This window comes from Streptomyces sp. NPDC056734, from assembly GCF_042790455.1.
Taxonomy (GTDB): Bacteria; Actinomycetota; Actinomycetes; order Streptomycetales; family Streptomycetaceae; genus Streptomyces.
This window is the reverse complement of record NZ_JBHTZD010000014.1, coordinates 65569-85596: the sequence shown is the minus strand read 5'-3', so window position 1 is coordinate 85596 and position 20028 is coordinate 65569. Positions and strand designations below refer to the sequence as shown.

Below are 20028 nucleotides of genomic sequence, written 5' to 3'. Positions count from 1 at the left end.
ACACCGCCCCCGGCGACGGCAGGCCCGGCGGCAACCCCGAGCGCTTCTACGTCCTCGGGGGCGCCGACGGCGAGCGCGCGGGACTGGACCTCGTCACCCTGATCGTGGCGCGCGCCGAGGACCCGCCGCCCTCCACCGCCCCCGAACAGGCCGCGGTGCTGCGCCTGTGCGCCGCCCCCCTGTCCGTCGCCGAACTCTCGGCCTACCTCAGCCTCCCGTACAGCGCGGTGACCGTCCTGCTCACCGAGATGCTGGCGGCCGGACTGGTCCACGCGCGGGCCCCCATCGTCCGCCAGGCGCTTGCCGACCGGTCCCTTCTCGAAGCGGTGATGCATGGACTTCAAAGGCTCTGACACCCTCCCCGGCCCCCGCACCGAGGACCATCTCCCGCACACGGCCAGGGCCGCGGTGAAGATCGTGATCGTGGGCGGGTTCGGCGTCGGCAAGACCACCATGGTCGGCTCGGTCAGCGAGATCAGACCGCTGACGACCGAGGAGACCATGACGCAGGCCGGCGTCGGTGTCGACGACAACCGCGGCTCCGACACCAAGACGGCCACCACCGTGGCCATGGACTTCGGCCGCATCACCGTCTCCGAGCAACTGATCCTCTATCTGTTCGGCACCCCCGGCCAGGAACGCTTCTGGTTCCTGTGGAACGGCCTGTTCGAGGGCGCCCTCGGCGCGGTGGTCCTGATCGACACCCGGCGCCTGGAGGTCAGCTACGACGTCATGGGCCGGCTGGAGGAGCGCGGTGTGCCCTTCGTGGTCGCCGTCAACACCTTCCCCGGCGCCCCGCACTACCCCGTGGAGCAACTGCGCACCGCCCTCGACCTCGCCCCGGAGATCCCCATCGTGGAGTGCGACGCCCGCCGCCGGGCCTCCAGCCGGGACACCCTGACGACCCTCATGCGCTTCCTGCACAAGCTCGCCACGGCGGGCGTCCTCACCTGACCGGAGCCTTTCCGTGACGCCAGAACCCCACCCCTCGACCGGTACGGACGACCTCCCCGGCGCCCCGCCCCCCGGCTGCCCTGCCCACCGCCCCGGCCCCGCCCACCGCCCCGGCCCCGGCGACCCGCAGCGCCTCTACGGCCCCGAGGCGCTCGACCTCAGCGGCCTGTACGAGAAACTCCGCGCCGAACACGGCCCCGTGGCGCCCGTGCTGCTCCACGACGACATCCCCATGTGGGTGGTGCTCGGCCACGCCGAGAACCTGCACATGGTGCGCAGCCCCGCGCAGTACACCCGCGACAGCCGCATCTGGACCCCGATGACCGAGGGCAGGGTCAAGGACGACCACCCGCTGATGCCGCACATCGCCTGGCAGCCCATCGCCTCGCACGCCGAGGGCGACGAACATCTGCGGCTGCGCGGCGCGGTCACCGGCGCCGTGTCCACCATCAACCACCGCTCGCTGCGCCGGCACATCAACCGGCACACCCAGCGGCTCGTCAACCGGTTCTGCGAGCGGGGCACCGCCGATCTCGTCAGCGAGTTCACCGAGCATCTGCCGATGGGCGTGATGTGCGAGATCCTCGGCATGCCCGACGAGTACAGCGATGAACTCGTGCACGCCGCCCGCGACACCCTCAAGGGCACCGAGACCGCCATCGCCAGCCACGCCAAGGTCATGGACGCGCTCAGCAGGCTCACCCTGCGCCGCCGCGCCGACCCCCAGGAGGACTTCACCGGCTATCTCGTCCGCCACCCCGCCAAGCTGAGCGACGACGAGGTCCGCGAGCATCTGCGGCTGGTGCTGCTCGCCTCCTACGAGACCACCGTCAACCTGCTCTCCAGCGTGCTGCGCATGGTCCTCACCGACCCCCGCTTCCGTGCCCAGCTGAGCGGCGGCCAGATGACCGTGCCCGAGGCGGTCGAGCAGTCCCTGTGGGACGAACCGCCGTTCAGCACGGTCTTCGCCTACTTCGCCAAGCAGGACACCGAGCTGGGCGGCAAGCGCATCAAACGCGGCGACGGCCTGCTGTTCGCGCCCGCACCGGGCAACATCGACCCCCGCGTGCGGCCCGACCTCGCCGCCCATATGCAGGGCAACCGCTCCCACCTCTCCTTCGGCGGCGGCCCGCACGAATGCCCCGGCCAGGACATCGGCCGCGCCATCGCCGACACCGGCGTCGACGCGCTGCTGATGCGGCTCCCCGACGTGGAACTCGACTGCCCCGAGGACCGGCTGCGCTGGACCGAGTCCATCGCCTCCCGCCATCTGGTCGCCCTCCCCGTCACCTTCGGCCCCAAGCCGACGCAGGACATCCAGACACCCCCGGCGGTCCGGCACCCGGAACCCCCTCCGACCTGGGAGATCGTCTCCCCCCGGCCGGGCACGGCCCTGACCGCCCCCCTGCGCACCAACCCGTCGCCCCCGCCGACGCCGTACCCGCAACCGCCCGAGCCCGCCCCGGAACCCGAGAAGCGGCCGGGCGCGTGGCGGCGGTTCGTACGGTGGTGGAGGGGGGACTGAGGAGGAAGCCGGGGCGGGACGGCGGTCCGGCTGCGGCGGGGGGCTACCGCCCCGCAGCCCACTCCTCCGGCTCCGCCCAGGCCCCCAGCACCCGCCCGCTGCGCAACCGGTGCTCCACACCCGTCACCGGGTCGGTGAACTCCAGCGCCCGTGCCAGTAGTTGCAGCGGGCGGCGGAAGTCGCCCGGCGGTACGGGCGGGGCGATCGCCGGATACAGCGGATCGCCGAGGATCGGCACCCCGAGGGCGGTCATGTGCACCCGCAGCTGATGGGTCTGGCCGGTGGCGGGCAGCAGCCGGTACCGGCCCAGCCCGTCGGCACGGTGCTCGACCAGCGTGACCTCGCTGACCGCGTTGGGCTCGCCCGGAATCTCCCGCGCGGCCAGCACCCCGCGCTCCTTGAGGATCCGGCTGCGCACGGTCCGGGGCAGGGCGAGCCCGGGATCGTACGGCGCCACCGCCTCGTACTCCTTGCGCACCCGGCGCTCGCCGAACAGCCGCTGGTAGGCGCCGCGTTCCCCGGGCCGGACGGTGAACAGCACCAGCCCGGCCGTGAGCCGGTCGAGGCGGTGCGCGGCGCCCAGCGCGGGCAGGTCCAGTTCACGCCGGAGCCGGGCGAGGGCGCTCTGTACGACATGGCTGCCGCGCGGGGTGGTGGCCAGGAAGTGCGGCTTGTCGGCGACGACGAGATGCTCGTCGCGGTACACCACGTCGATCGGGAACGGCACCGGCACCTCGTAGGGCAGCTCGCGGTGGAACCACACGTACATCCCCGGGACGAACTCCGTCTCCGGCGCCACCGCCCGCCCGTCCGCCCCGACGACCAGCCCCGCCTCGAACATCCCCGCCACGACCCCGGGCCCCGCCCCCGACAGCCGCTCCACCAGGTACTCCCGCACCGACCCCCACTCCCCCTCCCACGGCAGCCGCACCCGCACCGCGTCGACCCCGTCACGCTGGGGGAGCGGGGCGGGCGGGGGAGCGGAACGGCGGGTCATGGTGGGTTCAGGGTACGAGGTGGGGTGCGGGGCCGGGAAACGGCGGCGGGTGGGGCCGCGCTTGGGGCCGTGCGGGTGCCGGAATTCGCCGGGAGCGGGCTGTCGTGGCCCGGCAGGATGCCGGACATGCCTCTTCTTACTTCCCGGGTGCTGCCCGCCGGTGTTCTCGCCGGGAGCCCGCAGCCCACGCTCCCCACCGGTGACGGACTGCTGCTGCGCCCCTGGCGGGACGGGGACGTGCCCGCCGTCCACCGGGCGTACCAGGACCCCGCGCTGCACCGCTGGCATCTGCGGGCCGCGGCCGGCGCGGACGAGGTGCGGGGCTGGGTCGAGGAGTGGCGGGCGCAGTGGGCGGCGGAGAGCGGGGTCCAGTTCGCGGTGGCCGGTGAGGACTCCGGGCGGCTGCTCGGCCGGGTCGCGCTGTGCTCCCTCGCGCTCGGGGACGGCATGGCCGAGGTGGCGTACTGGACGCTCGCCGAGGCCCGTGGCCGACGGGTCGCCGTCCGTGCCGCCGACGCCCTCGCCCGCTGGGCCCTCGACGACATCGGCTTCCAGCGCCTCGAACTGCACCACTCCGTCGCCAACGAGGCGTCCTGCCGGGTCGCCGCCCGAGCCCGTTTCGCCCTGGAGGGCACCAAGCGCTCCGCGCTGCTCCACACGGACGGCTGGCACGACATGCACCTGCATGCCCGGGTGCGCGGGGACTGACGGCGACAGGACGATGACGACGGGCCCTACGCCGGGATGGTCGTCGTGGGCGTCTCGGCCGGCACGGGCACCGGCACCGGCACCGGCACTGGCACCGGCTGCGGGCGCCGGGTCCGCCACGCCCGGTAGGCCGCCCCGGCCGCGACCGTGACGGTCAGGAATATCAGGGTGAACCACTGGAAGTACCAGTGCCCGCCCGCCGGGTCGTACACCTCGGCGCGGGGCCAGGCCAGATTGACGGTCATGAACAGGCCGTACAGGAGGGCCAGGGCGTTGACGGGGACGCCCCAGCGGCCCAGGGAGAAGAGCGGGGCGCCGGTCTCGTCCGTGCCGGTGCCAGGGAGACGGCCGCGCAGACGGGCGATCAGGAGCGGGCCGGTGACCATCGCGTAGGCCAGGTAGAGCATGACGATGCAGGTGGTGCCGATGGCGAGGAACGCCTCCGGGGACGCGAAGTTCAGCAGGAGCAGCGCGGCGGCCAGCACGCCGACCACCAGGGCGGGGGCGTGGGGCATGCCGGTGCGGGGGTTGACGCGGGCCAGGCGGCGGGAGAAGGGGAGCTGCCCGTCACGGGCCATGGAGAAGAGCATCCGGCAGGCGGACGTCTGGATGGCGAGCGTCGCCACGGCGATGGCCACGACCACGTCGGCCAGCAGCAGCCGGCCCACGCCGTCGCCCAGGCTGCTGGTGAGGACGTAACTCAGCCCGTCGACGGCGAGCCGGCCGTCGGTGAGGCTCGGCGCGGCCAGCAGTCCGCCCAGCACGATCAGCCCGCCGAGCAGGCCCGCCGCGCCGAGCGCCGTGAGGATCGTGCGCGGCGCGGTACGCCTCGGATGGTGGGTCTCCTCGCTCATCTCGCCCGCGCTGTCGAACCCGATCATCACGTACGCCGCCGTGAACGAGCCCACCAGCAGCGCGCCGAGGAGCCCGGACTCGGCGCCGCCGGTGGTGTGGAAGGTGATGCCGGGGGAGCGCTCGGAGTGGGTGAGGAGCAGGACGACGATCAGGATCGCGCCGATGATCTCGGCGGTGACGCCGATCCGGTTCACCGCCGACAGGACCTTGTTGTCCAGGGTGTTGACCAGGGTGGTGAGGGCCAGCAGGAGCACGCCGAGAACGGCGGCGTTGGCGGCGCCGTCGGCGGAGGTGGGGGCCGGGTCGTCGCCGATCAGCTGGAAGCCGGACCAGATCGCGGGCAGCACCATCTGGAGCGCGAGCGCCGCCGCGGCGACCACCACGATCTGCCCGATCACCATGATCCAGCCGGCGAACCAGCCGAACGCCGCGTTCGAGAGCCGGGTGGACCACTGGTAGATGGCGCCGGAGATCGGGTAGCGCGCGGCCAGTTCCGCGAAGCAGGCGGCCACCAGGAACTGTCCCACCAGCACCACCGGCCAGGTCCAGAAGAAGACCGCGCCGCCGAACGCGTAACCGATGGCGAAGAACTGGAAGACGGTGGTCAGGACCGAGATGAAGGAGAACCCGGCGGCGAACGAGGCGTACCGGCCCAGGCTGCGGTGCAGTTCCTGGCGGTAGCCGAACTCGGCGAGCGGGCCGTCCGGGGCGGACTGCGCGGCGCGCGGCGGGTCGGGGCGGACGTCGGAGTCAGCGGTGGTGGTCACGGTGGCACCTGCCTGGGAGCGCGGAGAATTCCTGTCGAGCGACAGAAATTAGGGACGCGCTGTTTCGGCCGCGTGACACGGCCATGTCCGCTCCGGACCCATGTGCTCACGTCGTGGCCAATGTCCGACGGTCGCGATATGTCGTGTGTGTGCGGGGGCTTGCGGTTTGCGGTTTCGGGGGGTGTCCGGGTACGTGGAACGGCGGCGCCCTTGGTGGGGCGCCGCCGTTCTCGGGATTGCCGGGGGAGGGGGGTCGGCTGCGGCGTACGGCAGGGGGGTGGGGCGTACGGGTGGCCCAGGTGGCTCAGGTGCGTCCGGGTGCGTCCGGGCAGACCGGGTCAGGCCGCCGTCTGTTCGCCGTCGCTCGTCTCCTGCTCCGCCTCGATCCGGGCGTTCCAGTCCCGCTTCGCCGCCTGCCAGCCGTCCTCGTCGTGGCCGAGTCGCCAGTAGCCGGAGATGGAGATGTCCTCGCGGGGCACCTGGTGCTCGATGCGCAGCATCCGGCGCAGATCCTTGACCCAGCTCGCCTCGCCGTGCACGAACGCGTGCATCCGGCCCTCCGGGAAACGCAGCGCCCGTACGGCCGTCACCAGCGCCTCGCCGACCGGGCGGTCACCGCGGTGCAGCCAGACGATCTCCGCGTCGGAGTCGATCTTCTGCTCCTCCTCGGGGCCGGAGACCTCCACGAAGGCCCGCACCTGCGCCCCGCGCGGCAGCGCCTCCAGCGCCGCGGCGATGGCCGGGAGCGCGCTCTCGTCGCCCACCAGCAGATGCCAGTCGGCGCTCGGGTCGGGGGCGTAGGCGCCACCGGGGCCGAGGAAGCGCACGGTCTCACCGGGCTGTACCCGCAGCGCCCAGGGGCCCGCCAGGCCCTCATCCCCGTGGATCACGAAGTCCAGGGTGAGGTGGCGCAGCCGGGGGTCCCAGGCGCGCACGGTGTAGGTCCGGGTGACCGGCCACTGCTCGCGCGGGAACTCGGCGCGGATGCGCTGGACGTCGAACGGCTCGGGGTAGACGACGCCCTCGGCCGGGAACAGCAGTTTCACGTAGTGGTCGGTGCAGCTGTCCGCCGCGAAATCGGCGAGGCCGTCGCCCCCGAGCACCACGCGCTGCATATGAGGGGTCAGCCGCTCGGTGCGGACGACCTGCGCGGAATGCGACTTCGGCGGCCTGCGGGCCGGACGTGCTGCCATGACAGCCTCCCTGCTGTTCCATGCTTAGGTTTACCTAAGTTAGCACTCCATTCCCGTCGGCACCCGCCCTTGTGCGGCGACATGACCATGTTTTGGCATAGTGACCGGCTCTCGCACCTGTGCGGAGCAGGGCATTTTCCTATCGTGTGTTTGCGGTGGCCGATTTTTGGTGAAAGGGCCTGCGGCCAGCGGCGGGTGTTACCGGACCGCGTGTCACCGGACCGCGTGTCACCGGACCGCCTCCAGGGTCAGCAGCAGCCGGTGCAGGGAGCCGCCCAGATTCCAGCGGGCCGTCAGCTCGTCCAGCGCCGCCCCATCGCGCGGCCCGTGCGGCAGCGCGGTGTCCACCGGCGGCAGCGGTACGTCGTCGGCGACCCGGACCACCTTCGGCGCGACCTCGACATACGGCCGCGCCTCCGTCAGCCGCTTGCGCTGCGAGGGGGTGAGTCTGGCCCGGGGGTCCTCGACGGCGGCCATGATGCCGGCCAGGTCACCGAACTCGGCGAGCAGCTTCGCCGCCGTCTTCTCCCCGATGCCGGGCACGCCCGGCAGACCGTCGCTGGGGTCGCCGCGCAGCAGCGCCAGATCCACATACCCGGCGCCGTCCACGCCGTACTTCTCGCGGAGCACCGCCTCGTCGGTGAGCTGGAGCATGCCGACGCCCTTGATCGGGTACAGCACCCGCACCCCGCGCGCGTCGTCCACCAGCTGGTACAGATCACGGTCGCCGGTGACGATGTCGACCGGGCCGGTGGCCCGCGCGGTGAAGGTGCCGATCACGTCGTCCGCCTCGTAGCCCGCGACGCCCACCCGGGCGATGCCGAGCGCGTCGAGGACCGCCTCGATCACCGGCACCTGCGGGGACAGGGTGTCCGGCACCTCTTCCGCGTCCGGCCCGCTCTCGCGCTCCTCGGCCACCCGGTGCGCCTTGTACGAGGGGATCAGCTCGACCCGCCAGTGGGGGCGCCAGTCGGCGTCCATGCAGGCCACCAGGTGGGTGGGGCGGTGGTCCCGGACCAGGCGTTCGATGAATTCCAGCAGTCCGCGCACCGCGTTCACCGGTGTGCCGTCCGGGGCCTTCACGGACTCCGGGACGCCGAAATAGGCGCGGAAGTAGAGCGAGGCGGTGTCGAGGAGCATCAGCTGTCCGGTCACCTTCGCATCATGCCGCACGGCACTGACAACGGGCTCGGGGGCACGGGCGGGGCGCGGGGTCACCGGTCCGGCACGGGAAGGCGCCCGGAAGGTCAGGTCCGGCGCGGGAGGTCGCCCGGAAGGTCAGGTCCGGCGGGGGAGCCGCCTCGAAAGTCAACTCCCACCTCAAATCAAGACCCACTCCCTGTGAGCCGGAACACATTTCGTTTGGCGCGAGAGGGCAGGGGCAGGCGCCGCCTCGGAGTGATGCCGGTTGCAGCTTCACCGCTGCGAGGCCCGGCGTCGCTCCTTTGTCCTTGCCCCCGAGACAAGAGGTTCGCGTGTCATCCAGGCTTGAGGCCGAGCACCTGTACAAGGTGTTCGGAAGACGACCGGCCGTTTCCGTACAACGGCTCCGCGACGGAGCCGACCGGGAGGAGTTGCGCGCCGACGGCACCACAGCCGCCGTGATCGACGCCTCCTTCACCGTGGAACCCGGTCAGATCTTCGTGGTCATGGGGCTGTCGGGATCCGGCAAGTCCACCCTGCTGCGCATGCTCAACGGGCTGCTGGAGCCGACCGCGGGCGCCGTCCGCTTCGACGGGCAGGACCTCACCGGGCTCACCCCGCGCGCGCTGCGCGACGTACGGGCCCGGAAGATCAGCATGGTCTTCCAGCACTTCGCGCTCTTCCCGCACCGCAGCGTGCTGGAGAACGCCGGCTACGGACTCGCCGTACAGGGCGTGGCCCGGGCGGAGCGGGAGCGGCGGGCCGCCGAGGCCCTCGCCCTCACCGGCCTCGAAGGCTGGGAGAAGTCCTGGCCCGACGAGCTGTCCGGCGGTATGCAGCAGCGCGTCGGCCTCGCCCGCGCGCTCGCCACCAACGCCGATCTGCTGCTGATGGACGAGTCCTTCAGCGCCCTGGACCCGCTGATCCGCCGGGACATGCAGGACCAGCTGCTGACCCTTCAGCGCACCCTGAAGAAGACCATCGTCTTCATCACCCACGACCTCAACGAGGCCATGCGCCTCGGTGACCGCATCGCCGTCATGCGGGACGGCGAGATCGTGCAGAACGGCACCGCCGAGGACATCCTGCTGCGCCCGGCCAATGACTACGTCGCCTCCTTCATCCAGGACGTCGACCGCTCCCGCGTGCTGACCGCCGAGGCCGTCATGGACACCGAGCTGCGCGGCGACGAGGCCGACTGCCGCTGTCCCACCGCGGCCCCCGGCACCCCGTTCAACGAGCTGTGCGCGCTCAGCGCCCGGCTGCCGCACCCCGTGGCCGTGCTGAGGGACCGCGAGCTGGTCGGCGTGGTCCCCCGGCAGCGGCTGGTGGCCCTCGTCGGCGACGAGCGGGGCCCGGTCGAGCCCTGCGGGACCCCCCGCGGCCCAGGCGACCCCAGCAGCCCAGGCGGCTCAAGCGACCCCAGCAGCCCAGGCGACCCAAGCAGCCCAGGCGGCTCAAGCGACCCCAACAGCCCAGGCGGCTCAAGCGGCCCACGCAGCCCACACAGCGGGGAAGACCGACCCGGCCGCGAGGACCAGGGCGGCGAGAAGGTGATCGCCCGTGCCTAGAATCCCCTTCGGCGACTGGGTCAACAGCACCGTCGACTGGCTCCTGGACAATGTTGCCTGGCTGTTCGACTTCCTGAAAACCCTCTTCCTGGGCGTGTACGACGGCATCGACGCCGTCCTCCAGGCCCCCCAGCCCCTGCTGCTCGCCGGTATCTTCGCCGTGATCGCCTTCTGGCTGCGCGGCACCCTCGCCGGAGTGCTCTCCTTCGCGGGCTTCGCCTTCATCGACTCCCTGGGGCTGTGGGAGAACGCGATGATGACCCTCTCCCTGGTCCTCGTCGCCACCCTGATCGCCCTGGTGATCTCGGTGCCGGTCGGCATCTGGGCCGCCCGCTCCGAACGGGTCAGCGGGCTGGTCCGCCCGGTCCTCGACTTCATGCAGACGCTGCCCGCGATGATCTACCTCATCCCGGCGATCCTCTTCTTCGGCAGCGGCGCCCCGGCCGGCATCGTCGCCACCCTGATCTTCGCGCTCGCCCCCGGCGTCCGGATGACCGAACTCGGCATCCGCCAGGTCGACAAGGACCTGGTCGAGGCCGCCGAGGCGTTCGGCACCAGCCGCCGCGACATCCTGCTGCGGGTCCAGCTGCCGCTCGCCCTGCCCACCGTCATGGCCGGCGTCAACCAGGTGATCATGCTGGGCCTGTCCATGGCCGCCATCGCCGGCATGGTCGGCGCCGACGGCCTCGGCGCCGATGTCAACGAGGCCCTCGGCCAGCTCAACGTCGGCCTCGGCTCGGAGGCGGGCGTCGCCATCGTCATCCTCGCGATCTACCTCGACCGGATGACCGGCGCGCTCGGCACCCAGGTCTCCCCGATGGCCCGCCGCGCCGCCGCCCGGGCCCGTGCCGCGCACACCGCGCACGCCGTCAAGGTCTGGCAGTACCGCCCCCGCCCGGCCGTCGCCATGGCCGGAGTCCTGGTCCTCGCCCTGGTGGCGGGCGGCCTCGGCATCTTCGGCGGCGGCAAGAGCACCTCCGACACCACCGCCACCGCCGACGCACGCAACGTCGGCAAGGGCGAGCAGCTCACCATCGGCTACATCCCCTGGGACGAGGGCATCGCCTCCACCTTCCTGTGGAAGGAGATCCTGGAGCAGCGCGGCTACGAGGTCGAGGCCAAGCAACTGGACGCCGGGCCGATGTATACGTCCCTGGCGGCCGGAGACCTCGACTTCGAGACCAATTCCTGGCTGCCCACCACCCATGAGCAGTACTGGGAGAAGTACGGCGACCGGCTCGAGGACCTGGGCTCCTGGTACGACGAGACCTCCCTGGAACTGACCGTCCCCAGCTACATGGAGGACATCGACTCCCTGGAAGACCTCAAGGGCCAGGCCGACCGGTTCGGCGGGAAGATCACCGGCATCGAGGCCAGCGCCGGTGAGATGGCCCTGCTGAAGAGCAAGATCCTCAAGGAGTACGGCCTGGAGGGCGAGTACCAGGTCGTCGACAGCTCCACCCCGGCGATGCTCGCCGAGCTGAAGCGGGCGTACGCCAAACAGGAACCGATCGTCGTCACCCTCTGGTCGCCGCACTGGGCGTACAACGACTACGACCTGAAGAAGCTCAAGGACCCCAAGGGCGCCTGGGGTTCGGGCGACGGGGTGCACATGCTCTCCCGCCAGGGCTTCACCGACGAGCACCCGGTCGTCGCGCAGTGGCTGCGTGACTTCACCATGACGGAGGAGCAGCTCACCGGCCTGGAGGCCGAGATCAACAAGGCGGGCAAGGGCGACCAGCAGCAGGCCGTGCGCACCTGGCTGGAGCAGAACCCGGGCCTGGTCGACACGTACGCGCCCGTGCCGGACACCGGCGCTCCGGGAACACCGGACCAGACGGGGTGACCCCCGCGTGACTGTCCCAGCGGTCGGCCCCGCCCGCGAGCCCCTGCCGAAGCCCTGCCGAAAAGTCACGGCAAGAATCCGGCCAATCACGGAGTGCCACCACCAGGCGGCACCAGGCGTCAACCGGCGCACGAATGTTCAGGAATCCGGCGCGAAGCCCCGCCACACGCGCCGGACCGGCCCCTCCACGCCGTACGCGATCCCGCGAAATGGCGTGAATCGAGGGGCCGGACCTCGGACAATGTGTCGGCGATATGACGGCCACCCGAAACGGTTTGCCGAACATGCGTAGGGTGCAGAGAACTCATCAGAAGAGAACCACGCCACCGGAAGAGGACTCGTCACCGCAAGAAGAGGACTCGTCACCGGCGGAAGCGGACTCGTCACAGAAGAGAACTCGTCGCAGGATGGACCGAAGCACCCGGACCGACGCGCGAAGGAGGGAGCCGGAGCGATGGGCGACCACAAAGAACAGCCCCTGCGGGTGGGCGCGGCCGTGCGGCGCCGCCGCCGGGCCCTGGACCTGACCCTCGCCGTCGTGGCCGAGCGCAGCGGCCTGTCGGTGCCCTTCCTCAGCCAGGTCGAGAACGACCGGGCGCGGCCCAGCCGCAGCTCCCTGGAGAAGGTCGCGGACGCCCTGCGCACCACCGCCGTCGAACTGCTCGCCGCCGCCGACCCCGCGTGCAGCGTGGACGTGGTGCGCGCGGAGCAGGCCGAACCGGTGACCGGGCCCCGGGTGCGTTCCCTGGTGCGCGGTCACCACCAGATGCAGGCGTCCGAGTTCACCGGCGACCACGAGGCGGGCCGCGAATTCCAGCACCGCAACGACCAGTTGCTGTACGTCGCCGACGGCGCCGTCGAGATCGAGGCCGAGGGCCGGGTCCACCGCCTGGGCCGCGCCGACTCGCTGTATCTCACCGGCGGCGTCCGGCACCGCTGGCGGGCGACCGAGCCGGAGACCCGGGTCCTGGTCGTCGCCGTGTCCGAGCACATCGAGGCCGTCGAGGACCGCCCGTAGGGCCCTTCAGCGCTCCCCGGAGCCGTCAGGGATGATTGCGGGTATGCCGCCGCGTGTCGTCTCCCTGGTGCCCTCGCTGACGGAGGCCGTCGCCGTCTCCCTCCCCGGTGTCCTGGCCGGCGCCACCGACTGGTGCTCCCACCCGCCCGACCTGGCCGTGACCCGCGTACGGGGCACCAAGAACCCCGACGTGGAGCGGATCGTCGCCCTCGCCCCCGATCTGGTGATCGCCAACGAGGAGGAGAACCGCGAGCCCGACCTGGCCGCCCTGCGCGCCGCCGGGATCGAGGTCCTGGTCACCGAGGTGCGCACGGTTGCGCAGGCGTTCACCGAACTCGCCCGGGTCCTCACCGTCTGCGGTGCCCCCTCCCGGCCGCGCTGGCTGGACGAGGCCGAGGCCGCCTGGGCGGCGCTGCCCGCGCCCGGCCGCCGCAGGACCGCCGTCGTGCCGATCTGGCGGCGCCCCTGGATGGTCCTGGGCCGCGACACCTTCGCCGGGGACGTCCTGGCCCGCCTCGGCGTGGACCATCTGTACGCCGCCCACCCCGAGCGCTACCCGAGGATCCCGCTGCCCGAGCTGCTGGACGCGAAGCCCGACCTCGTGATCCTCCCGGACGAGCCGTACCGCTTCACCGCCGACGACGGCCCCGAAGCCTTCCCCGGCATCCCCAGCGCCCTGGTCGGCGGACGCCATCTGACCTGGTACGGCCCCTCCCTCAGCGAGGCCCCGCGGGTGCTGGGGCAGGCGCTGCGAGCAGCGCTCCGCTGAGCACGCCCCGTACGGTGTGCGCGGCGGCCGTGAGCCAGGCGGTGACCAGCACCGCGTACAGCAGCACGGCGAGCGCGTCGAAGGCGAGGAGCCCGGTGTGCCGGGCCAGCGCCGCAGCCCCCGTCACACAGGTGCCCACCGGGAACGTGAACGCCCACCACGTCATCGCGAAGCGCAGCCCCAGCCGGCGCGCCCGCACCACGAAGGTTGCCGCCAGGACGAACCACAGCAGCGCGAACCCCATGACCGGCACCCCGTAAAGCACCGCGAACACCCCGAACCCGGCCGCGTACGGCTCCGGTACGACCCCCGGGGCGACGTCCGCGAACTGCCCGGCGGCGGTCGTGGACTGCCCCAGCGGGCCCAGCACCAGGAACAGCGCCGGGGCCAGGGCGGGCGGCGGCGGGCCGCCGGTGAGCAGCCGGGCGAAGATCAGCGGCAGCGTCAGCAGCGTCGCCACCAGGCTCAGCCCGAACAGCGCCACACACGCCAGCAACAGCGTCGCGCGCGGCTGGCCGGGCGGCAGATGCGGCACCAGCAGCGGCCCGAGCGCCGCCGACACCATCGGCGCGACCAGCGGCAGCAGCCACACCCCACTGGCCTGCCCCGGCCCGACCCGATGCCGTACGGCCATCAGATACGGGACGGTGACCGCCGCCGCCAGCCCGATCGCCGTACCGGCCGTGAACAGCACGGCGTCCAGGGCGACCGCCGCCGTGGTGCCGATCCAGTCGGCGCCGACGGTCACCGCACCGCCGCCGACCGCCAGCAGGGCCATCGCCAGACAGCCGTAGAAGGGGGCCATGGCGGGGTCGAGGAGATGTGCGCGGGCCTGGTCGGCGTGGTGCCGCCAGTGCAGGGCCCGCGCGCCGAGCAGCACCACGAGCAGCAGCAGGGACAGCGCCCATACGGCGGCGCACAGGGTGCGCAGGCCGGGGACCTGGACGGGCAGCGCCGCGCCGGCGGTGGCGACGATGGCGGTGCCCATGACGGCGGCGTACCAGTTGGGCCCGAGATGACGGACGGCCCGCGCGCGGACCCGGCCCGGGGTGACGGGGAAGGGCAGGGGACGGACGGCGGTGACCATGCCTCCACGGTCGCGCCGCCGCGCCCCCGCCACCAGGGACTACGCCTCTATGGGGGCATAAGCTGGAGTTATGAGCAGCATGGAGAGTGTGGAGGGTGGCGAGGGCCGGGACGCGGACCACCGTCCGGTGCCGGGCGCGCTGGCCCATCGGGTGCCGGATCTCGGGGCGCTGGAGCTGCTGCTGGCGGTGGCCCGGCTCGGCAGCCTCGGCGCGGCGGCCCGGGCGACGGGTATCAGCCAGCCCGCCGCCAGCAGCCGGCTGCGCTCGATGGAACGCCAGCTCGGTGTCGCCCTGCTCGACCGGTCGCCGCGCGGCTCCCGGCTCACCGACGCGGGTGCGCTGGTGACCGACTGGGCCCGCCGGGTGGTGGAGGCGGCGGAGGCGTTCGACGCGGGCGCGCAGGCGCTGCGGGACCGCCGTGACTCCCGGCTGAGGGTGGCCGCCAGCATGACCATCGCCGAATACCTGCTGCCGGGCTGGCTGCTCGCGCTGCGCGTCCAACGCCCCGACACCGCCGTGTCGCTGCTCGCGGGCAACTCGGCGACGGTCGCCGAACGCCTGCTCGCCGACGAGGCCGACCTGGGTTTCGTGGAGGGACTGTCCGTGCCGTCCGGCCTGGACTCCGTGGTGGTGGCCCACGACCAGCTGGTGGTCGTCACGGCTCCCACCCACCCCTGGGCCCGCCGCCGCACCCCCCTGTCCCCGGCGGAACTCGCCGCGACCCCGCTGGTCCTGCGGGAACAGGGCTCGGGCACCCGCCAGGTCCTGGACGCGGCCCTGGGCGGCCTGGCCCGCCCGCTGCTCGAACTCTCCTCCACCACGGCGGTCAAGTCCTCGGCGGTGGGCGGCGCGGGCCCGGCGGTCCTCAGCGAACTGGCGGTACTGGAGGAGCTGACCACCAGACGCCTGACGAGCGTCCCGGTGGCCGGAGTCCGCCTCCGCAGAGACCTGAGAGCGGTCTGGCGCACCGGCCACCGCCCCACAGGCCCGGCCCGAGACCTCCTGACGTTGACAAGAACCCGCACCCCGACGCCCTGAGCACCAGCGCCCCGAAGGGGCGCGGGGAACTGCGCGAGCAACCACGAACAACCCGCACCCGCGATCCAGCAGCCACCCCCGAGTCAGTGGGCGCCCGATGCCAAAACAAGCGCCCGCATGACCCGCACGTCCTCCCCCATCTCCGGATGCCACTGCACCCCCAGCACCCACCCCTCCCCGGGCAACTCCACCGCCTCCACCACCCCATCCGCCGCATACGCCGACACCATCAGCCCCGCCCCCACCCGCCCCACGGCCTGATGATGATGCGTCGGCACCTCCACCACCTCGGGAACCACCGACGCGTACAGCGTCCCCGGCACCGGCTCCACGACATGCGTCCCGAACACCCCCGGCCGCTCGGCGTGCCCGTCGAGATGCTGGACGAGCGTCCCCCCGACGGCGACGTTCAGCAGCTGCATCCCCCGGCAGATCCCCAGCAGCGGCACGCCGGAGGCCACCGCCGCGTCGATCAGCGCCAGCTCCCACGCGTCCCGCTCCGGCGCCGGCGGCCCGGTCCGCGGGTCACGTTCGGCGCCGTACCGCGCCGGGTCGACGTCCGGGCCGCCCGCGATCACCAGCCCGTCCAGCCGGGCCACGGCCGCCGCCGCGTGCTCGGGCGCGTCCGGCGGCAGCATCGCCGCGAGCCCGCCCGCGCGCTGGATCAGCCGCGGGTACCCGGCGTGCAGCAGCGCCGCCGGCCACTCCCAGACGCCCCAGCGCACGCCGGACTCCAGATACGTACTGACGCCGATCAACGGCCTGCCGGTCATCGGTCCTCCCACCGCTCCACACACCCCCAATGGATCACCCTCACACCTTTGCCCGAAGGAACCTCGAAGGCAAGGACACACCAAGGACACACCAAGGACACACCTACCGCCCCACCCCCGGGAATCCCCGCCCCGCCCCGGCGGCCGACCCCACCTCAGGCCAGAAACCCCCGCAGCAGCGCCGCCGTCCCCGCGCAGTGCTCCCGCATGATCTCCCGGGCGGCGTCCGCGTCCCCGTCGAGCACGGCCTCCACCACCGCCGCGTGCTGCCGCTGGGAGTGCTCCAGGTTGCGTACCAGCAGCGGGATGCAGTCCAGCAGGTCGTTCACCGCGGCCCGGACCGCCGCGTACTGCGCGGTCAGCGACGGTGAGCCGGACAGCTCGGCCAGCGCCAGATGGAACAGGGTGTCCAGCCGGCGGTACTCGCCCAGCGGGGCGTCCCCCGTGCGGGTGAGCGCCGCCCGCAGCCGGGCCGCGCCCGCCTCGCTCAGCCCGTGCGCCGCGCACAGCCCGGCCGCGCCCGTCTCCAGCACCTCCCGGAAGCGCAGCACGTCCTCAAGGTCGGCCTCGGCGATCCGCCGCCGCAACTCGTCCTCGCCCCCGGACTCCGTGCGCGCCAGCACGAACGTGCCGCCGTACCGCCCGCGCCGCGACTCGATCAGGCCCTGGTCCTGGAGCACCTTCAAAACCTCCCGCAGGGTCACCCGGCTGATCCCGAGCCGCTCCGCCAGCTCCCGCTCGGCGGGCAGCCGGCCCCCGGCCGGGACCAGCCCGAGCCGGACGACCTGGAGAATCTGCTCCAGCGCCTCCTCGAAGCCGTTGCCCGCCCGCACCGGCCGCAGCACCGGCGTCAACCGGTCGACGGGTGCGTTCGCACGATTCACCGGCATGTGGCCGTGCCCCCTTCCCAAGCAATGGTCTCCCGCAATACCTTATGGCTCCGGCCGACCGAAGACTCCTCAAGAACCCCAAGGAGGCTCTCCCGTGGCAGACCGCACACCCCCGCTGAGCATCGAGGAACTGCACGCCCTCGTCGCGGCGGGTGACGTCGACACCGTGGTCCTGGCCTTCCCCGATATGCAAGGGCGCCTCCAGGGCAAGCGGTTCGCGGCGCGCTTCTTCCTCGACGAGGTCCTCCAGCACGGCACCGAGGGCTGCAACTACCTCCTCGCCGTCGACACCGACATGAACACGGTCGACGGCTACGCCATGTCGTCCTGGGACCGCGGCTACGGCGACTTCGCCATGCACCCGGACCTCAGCACCCTGCGCCGAGTGCCCTGGAACGAGGGCACCGCCCTGGTGATCGCCGATCTCGCCTGGGCCGACGGCACCCCCGTCGTCGCCGCGCCCCGGCAGATCCTGCGCCGCCAGCTCGACCGGCTCGCCGCGCTCGGCCTGACCGCCCAGGTCGGCACCGAGCTGGAGTTCATCGTCTTCAAGGACACCTACGAGCAGGCGTGGGACGCCCACTACCGCGAACTGACCCCGGCCAACCAGTACAACATCGACTACTCCGTCCTCGGCACCGGCCGCATCGAACCCCTGCTGCGCCGCATCCGCAACGACATGACCGCCGCCGGCCTGACCGTCGAGTCCGCCAAGGGCGAGTGCAATCCCGGCCAGCACGAGATCGTCTTCCGCTACGACGACGCCCTCGTCACCTGCGACCAGCACGCCATCTACAAGACCGGCGCCAAGGAGATCGCCTCCCAGCAGGGCGTCTCCCTCACCTTCATGGCCAAGTACAACGAGCGCGAGGGCAACTCCTGCCACATCCATCTCTCGCTCACCGACCCCACCGGCACCAACGTGATGACCGGCGGCCCCACCGACCCCGGCGGCCTGTCCGAGGTCATGCGGCACTTCCTCGCCGGACAACTGGCCGCCCTGCGCGAGTTCGCGCTCCTGTACGCGCCGAACATCAACTCGTACAAAAGGTTCCAGCCCGGCTCCTTCGCGCCGACCGCCGTCGCCTGGGGGCACGACAACCGCACCTGTGCGCTGCGGGTCGTCGGGCACGGCCCCTCCATCCGCTTCGAGAACCGGGTCCCCGGCGGTGACGTCAATCCGCATCTCGCCGTCGCGGGCATGGTCGCCGCCGGCCTGCACGGCATCGAGCACCGGCTCGAACTCCCCGACGCCTGCCCCGGCAACGCCTACACCGCCGACTACGCCCACGTCCCCACCACCCTGCGCGAGGCCGCCGACCTCTGGGAGCACAGCGCGCTCGCCCGCGCCGCCTTCGGGGACGAGGTCGTCGACCACTACCGCAACATGGCCCGCGTCGAACTGGACGCCTTCGACGCCGCCGTCACCGACTGGGAGCTGCGCCGCTCCTTCGAACGCATGTGAGGCCCCCCGTGCCCGACGAACTCCCCCTCCACGTGCTGAACCCCGCCACCGAGGACGTCATCGCGACCGTCCCCGCGGCCTCCGCCGCCGAGGTCGACCGGGCCGTCGGCCGCGCCGCCCGCGCCCAGTCCGGCTGGGCCGCCCTCGCCCCCGGGGACCGCGCCCGGCTGCTGCGCCGGTTCGCCGCCACCGTCGACGAGCACCTCGAAGAACTCGCCCAGCTGGAGGTCCGTGAGGCCGGGCACGTCATCGGCAATGCCCGCTGGGAGGCGGGCAATGTCCGTGATCTGCTCGACTACGCGGCCGGCGGCGTCGAACGGCTGACCGGCCGCCAGATCCCGGTCCCGGGCGGCCTGGACGTCACCTTCCTCGAACCCCTCGGCGTCGTCGGCGTGATCGCCCCCTGGAACTTCCCCATGCCGATCGCCGCCTGGGGCACCGCCCCCGCCCTCGCGGCCGGCAACGCCGTGATCCTCAAGCCCGCCGAGACCACCCCGCTCACCGCCCTGCGCCTCGCCGAACTCGCCCTCGTGGCCGGCCTGCCCGAGGGCCTCTTCCAGGTACTGCCCGGCCACGGGCCCGTCGCGGGCAACGCGCTCGTCGAACACCCCGGCGTCGCCAAGATCGTCTTCACCGGCTCCACGGCCGTCGGCCGGCACGTCCTCGCGAAGGGCTCGGCCCACCTCAAGCGGGTCACCCTGGAACTCGGCGGCAAGAGCCCCAACATCGTCTTCGCCGACGCCGACCTGGAAGCCGCCGCGGCCGCCGCGCCCATGTCGTTCCTCGACAACTCCGGCCAGGACTGCTGCGCCCGCACCCGCATCCTCGTCCAGCGCACGGCCTACGACCGCTTCCTCGCCCTACTCGCCCCGGCCGTCGAGGGCGTCACGGTCGGCGACCCGGCCGAACCCGGCACCGACATGGGCCCGCTGATCTCCCGGGCCCAGCTGGAACGGGTCCGCTCCTACGTCACCCCCGAACTGGGCGGCATCCGCGGCAAGGCCCCCGAAGGCCCCGGCTTCTGGTTCCCGCCGACCGTCCTCACCGGCGTCGACCCGGCCGCCCGCGTCGCCACCGAGGAGGTGTTCGGCCCGGTCGCCGTCGTCCTGCCCTTCGAGGACGAGGCCGACGCCGTCCGTCTCGCCAACGCCACCGACTACGGCCTGTCCGGCTCCATCTGGACCCGGGACGTCGGCCGCGCGCTGCGCGTCTCGCAGGCCGTGCGCGCGGGCAACCTGTCCGTCAACTCGCACTCCAGCGTCCGCTACTGGACCCCGTTCGGCGGCTTCAAACAGTCCGGCATCGGCCGCGAACTGGGCCCGGACGCGCTCACCGCCTTCACCGAGACCAAGAACGTCTTCATCAGCAACGGCTGATCAGCGCCGTAACGATTGATCAGCACCGCATCGGCCGATCAGCACCGCTTCA

16 protein-coding genes and 2 pseudogenes are annotated in these 20028 nt (G+C 72.5%); 11 read left to right on the top strand and 7 right to left on the bottom strand.

Annotated features, from left to right (window positions below; genetic code table 11):
* Positions 1 to 32: 32 nt before the first annotated feature.
* The 3 genes and pseudogenes from ACFRFC_RS21985 to ACFRFC_RS21975 all read left to right on the top strand — a co-directional run.
* Positions 33 to 353 (top strand): annotated as a pseudogene (locus ACFRFC_RS21985) (DUF742 domain-containing protein); the annotation flags it as partial.
* Positions 334 to 954: an ATP/GTP-binding protein gene (locus ACFRFC_RS21980; protein ID WP_382687839.1), complete on the top strand. Its 621-nt coding sequence runs from the start codon at positions 334 to 336 to the stop codon at positions 952 to 954. The pseudogene ACFRFC_RS21985 and the gene ACFRFC_RS21980, both read left to right, overlap by 20 nt.
* A gap of 13 nt (positions 955 to 967) precedes the next feature.
* Positions 968 to 2479: a cytochrome P450 gene (locus ACFRFC_RS21975; protein ID WP_382687837.1), complete on the top strand. Its 1512-nt coding sequence runs from the start codon at positions 968 to 970 to the stop codon at positions 2477 to 2479.
* A gap of 43 nt (positions 2480 to 2522) precedes the next feature.
* Here ACFRFC_RS21975 and ACFRFC_RS21970 read toward each other — a convergent pair whose 3' ends face one another.
* Positions 2523 to 3476 carry a pseudouridine synthase gene (locus tag ACFRFC_RS21970; RefSeq protein ID WP_382687835.1) on the bottom strand — a complete coding sequence of 318 codons (954 nt, stop codon included), beginning with the start codon at positions 3474 to 3476 and terminating at the stop codon, positions 2523 to 2525.
* A 126-nt stretch (positions 3477 to 3602) separates the two neighbouring features.
* Here ACFRFC_RS21970 and ACFRFC_RS21965 point away from each other — a divergent pair, with 126 nt between their 5' ends.
* Positions 3603 to 4184 carry a GNAT family N-acetyltransferase gene (locus tag ACFRFC_RS21965; protein ID WP_382687833.1) on the top strand — a complete coding sequence of 194 codons (582 nt, stop codon included), beginning with the start codon at positions 3603 to 3605 and terminating at the stop codon, positions 4182 to 4184.
* A 26-nt stretch (positions 4185 to 4210) separates the two neighbouring features.
* Here the strand turns inward: ACFRFC_RS21965 and ACFRFC_RS21960 are convergent, their stop codons facing one another.
* The 3 genes from ACFRFC_RS21960 to ACFRFC_RS21950 form a co-directional block, all read right to left on the bottom strand.
* Positions 4211 to 5806, bottom strand: a complete 1596-nt coding sequence (locus ACFRFC_RS21960) for an amino acid permease (RefSeq protein ID WP_382687830.1) — start codon at positions 5804 to 5806, stop codon at positions 4211 to 4213.
* A 338-nt stretch (positions 5807 to 6144) separates the two neighbouring features.
* Positions 6145 to 6999 carry a siderophore-interacting protein gene (locus tag ACFRFC_RS21955; RefSeq protein ID WP_382687827.1) on the bottom strand — a complete coding sequence of 285 codons (855 nt, stop codon included), beginning with the start codon at positions 6997 to 6999 and terminating at the stop codon, positions 6145 to 6147.
* A 228-nt stretch (positions 7000 to 7227) separates the two neighbouring features.
* Positions 7228 to 8139 carry a 5'-3' exonuclease H3TH domain-containing protein gene (locus ACFRFC_RS21950; RefSeq protein ID WP_382687962.1) on the bottom strand — a complete coding sequence of 304 codons (912 nt, stop codon included), beginning with the start codon at positions 8137 to 8139 and terminating at the stop codon, positions 7228 to 7230.
* Between the two features lie 335 nt (positions 8140 to 8474).
* Between ACFRFC_RS21950 and ACFRFC_RS21945 the strand changes: the two genes are divergently transcribed.
* The 4 genes and pseudogenes from ACFRFC_RS21945 (at position 8475) to ACFRFC_RS21930 (ending at position 13346) form a co-directional block, all read left to right on the top strand.
* Positions 8475 to 9713, top strand: coding sequence for a glycine betaine/L-proline ABC transporter ATP-binding protein (locus ACFRFC_RS21945; RefSeq protein ID WP_382687824.1), 1239 nt, complete (start codon positions 8475 to 8477; stop codon positions 9711 to 9713).
* Positions 9706 to 11544 (top strand): annotated as a pseudogene (locus tag ACFRFC_RS21940) (ABC transporter permease/substrate binding protein); the annotation flags it as partial. The gene ACFRFC_RS21945 and the pseudogene ACFRFC_RS21940, both read left to right, overlap by 8 nt.
* 469 nt (positions 11545 to 12013) lie before the next feature.
* On the top strand, positions 12014 to 12577 hold the full coding sequence (locus ACFRFC_RS21935) for a helix-turn-helix domain-containing protein (RefSeq protein WP_382687822.1): 564 nt from the start codon (positions 12014 to 12016) through the stop codon (positions 12575 to 12577).
* A gap of 43 nt (positions 12578 to 12620) precedes the next feature.
* The gene (locus ACFRFC_RS21930) at positions 12621 to 13346 is read left to right on the top strand and encodes a helical backbone metal receptor (RefSeq protein ID WP_382687819.1); all 726 of its coding nucleotides are present in this window, start codon (positions 12621 to 12623) and stop codon (positions 13344 to 13346) included.
* Here the strand turns inward: ACFRFC_RS21930 and ACFRFC_RS21925 are convergent.
* Positions 13294 to 14433 (bottom strand): TDT family transporter, encoded by a 1140-nt coding sequence (locus ACFRFC_RS21925; protein ID WP_382687816.1) that lies wholly within the window; start codon positions 14431 to 14433, stop codon positions 13294 to 13296. The genes ACFRFC_RS21930 and ACFRFC_RS21925 overlap by 53 nt on opposite strands.
* Positions 14434 to 14512: 79 nt before the next feature.
* Between ACFRFC_RS21925 and ACFRFC_RS21920 the strand changes: the two genes are divergently transcribed.
* Positions 14513 to 15472, top strand: a complete 960-nt coding sequence (locus tag ACFRFC_RS21920; protein WP_382687960.1) for a LysR family transcriptional regulator — start codon at positions 14513 to 14515, stop codon at positions 15470 to 15472.
* A gap of 83 nt (positions 15473 to 15555) precedes the next feature.
* Here the strand turns inward: ACFRFC_RS21920 and ACFRFC_RS21915 are convergent, their stop codons facing one another.
* Together ACFRFC_RS21915 and ACFRFC_RS21910 are read right to left on the bottom strand one after the other, a co-directional pair.
* Complete coding sequence (locus ACFRFC_RS21915; RefSeq protein ID WP_382687813.1) at positions 15556 to 16245, bottom strand: gamma-glutamyl-gamma-aminobutyrate hydrolase family protein; 690 nt, start codon at positions 16243 to 16245, stop codon at positions 15556 to 15558.
* Positions 16246 to 16400: 155 nt separating this feature from the next.
* Positions 16401 to 17135, bottom strand: coding sequence for a FadR/GntR family transcriptional regulator (locus tag ACFRFC_RS21910; protein ID WP_382687810.1), 735 nt, complete (start codon positions 17133 to 17135; stop codon positions 16401 to 16403).
* Between the two features lie 94 nt (positions 17136 to 17229).
* Between ACFRFC_RS21910 and ACFRFC_RS21905 the strand changes: the two genes are divergently transcribed.
* Positions 17230 to 18600: a glutamine synthetase family protein gene (locus tag ACFRFC_RS21905; protein ID WP_382687809.1), complete on the top strand. Its 1371-nt coding sequence runs from the start codon at positions 17230 to 17232 to the stop codon at positions 18598 to 18600.
* Between the two features lie 8 nt (positions 18601 to 18608).
* Entirely contained in the window at positions 18609 to 19976 is a 1368-nt protein-coding gene (locus ACFRFC_RS21900) for an aldehyde dehydrogenase family protein (RefSeq protein WP_382687806.1), read from the top strand.
* The last annotated feature ends 52 nt before the right edge of the window (positions 19977 to 20028 follow it).